This is a genomic window from Variovorax sp. 20P10.2.4 (genome assembly GCF_058244205.1).
Genome location: NZ_JBZAYE010001147.1, coordinates 1 through 1,221, shown reverse-complemented (window position 1 = coordinate 1,221; position 1,221 = coordinate 1). Strand labels below are relative to the sequence as shown.

General features: G+C 72.3%; 2 protein-coding genes. Both read left to right on the top strand.

What is annotated here, in order from left to right; translation table 11 throughout:
* The coding region (locus AC27VN_RS41855) for an aminotransferase class V-fold PLP-dependent enzyme (RefSeq protein WP_490880572.1) at positions 1–477 on the top strand (477 nt) is incomplete at its 5' end.
* A 34-nt stretch (positions 478–511) separates the two neighbouring features.
* On the top strand, positions 512–1,221 hold a 710-nt coding region (locus tag AC27VN_RS41850; RefSeq protein WP_490880571.1), incomplete at its 3' end, for a Bug family tripartite tricarboxylate transporter substrate binding protein.

Here is a 1,221-nt window from a genome sequence, read left to right as displayed (position 1 = left end):
GCCGGCGCGCAGTGGCTGGAGGCCGAGCGCCTGCAGCCCTGGTCCGATGCACGGCGCTTCGAGGGCCACGAGTTCCATCCGGGCCTGCGGCTGGCGCTGGGCGCGGCCTGCGACTACGCGCTCGCGGTCGACCCGGCGCGCATCGCGCGACAGAACGCGCTGATTCGCCAGCGCCTCGTGCATGCGCTGCAGGAACGCTTCGGCTGGCAACCGCTCGAGGCCGGCCAGCCCGATCGCAGCGCGCTGCTGACCTATCGCCTGCCCGAGGCCTTCGGCGATGGCGCGGCCTTCGTCCGCCGCCTTGCCAACGCGGGCGTCCACGCCTCCTTCGTCGGCCCGCAGCACGCGCGCTGGGCACTGGAGGCCGCGGGCCTGCCGGGCGTGCTGCGGCTCACGCCGCACTACCTCACGGACGAGGACGAGATCGCGCGCCTCGTGGAGGCCATCGAGACCACGAATCCCCGCGTCCACCGCTGACGCTTTTCCATCGACACCCAAAAAGGAGACAAGCATGAAGATCCATCCCCGCCCCCTCGCCCGCCTGGCCACCGCGCTCGCGCTGTTCGCCACCGTCGCCGCGAGCCCGCCGGCCGCCGCGCAGGCCTATCCCTCGAAGCCCATCACCGTCGTCATCCAGTACCCGGTCGGCGGTCCGTCGGATGCCCTCGCGCGCCTGCTCGCGCCGCGCCTGCAGGCCGCGCTCGGGCAGCCGCTGGTGATCGAGGCCCGGGTCGGCGCCGGCGGCAACATCGGCACCGACTTCGTGGCCAAGGCCAAACCCGACGGCTACACGCTGCTGCTGTCCTCGAGCGGACCGCTGGCGATCAGCCCGTGGCTCTATCCGAAGCTGCCTTATCGCCCGCTCAAGGACCTGGTGCCGGTGGTGCAGCTCGCGGCGGTGCCGCTGGTGCTAGAGGTCAACGACGCGAACCCGGCGCGCAGCGCGGCGGAGTTCCTGCGGCTGCTGAAGGCCAACCCCGGCAAGTACAGCTTCGGCTCGTCCGGCAATGGCACGCCGCAGCACCTGTCGGCGGTGCTGCTCGGTTCGATGACCGGCGTGACGCTCACGCACGTGCCCTACAAGGGCCAAGCGCCGATGGCCACCGACCTGATGGGCGGGCAGATCGACTTCGCGATCGACAGCATGGTCTCGGCCATGCCCAACCTCGCGACCGGGCGGCTGCGCGCGCTGGCCGTCACCGGCCGCCAGCGCTCGCCGCT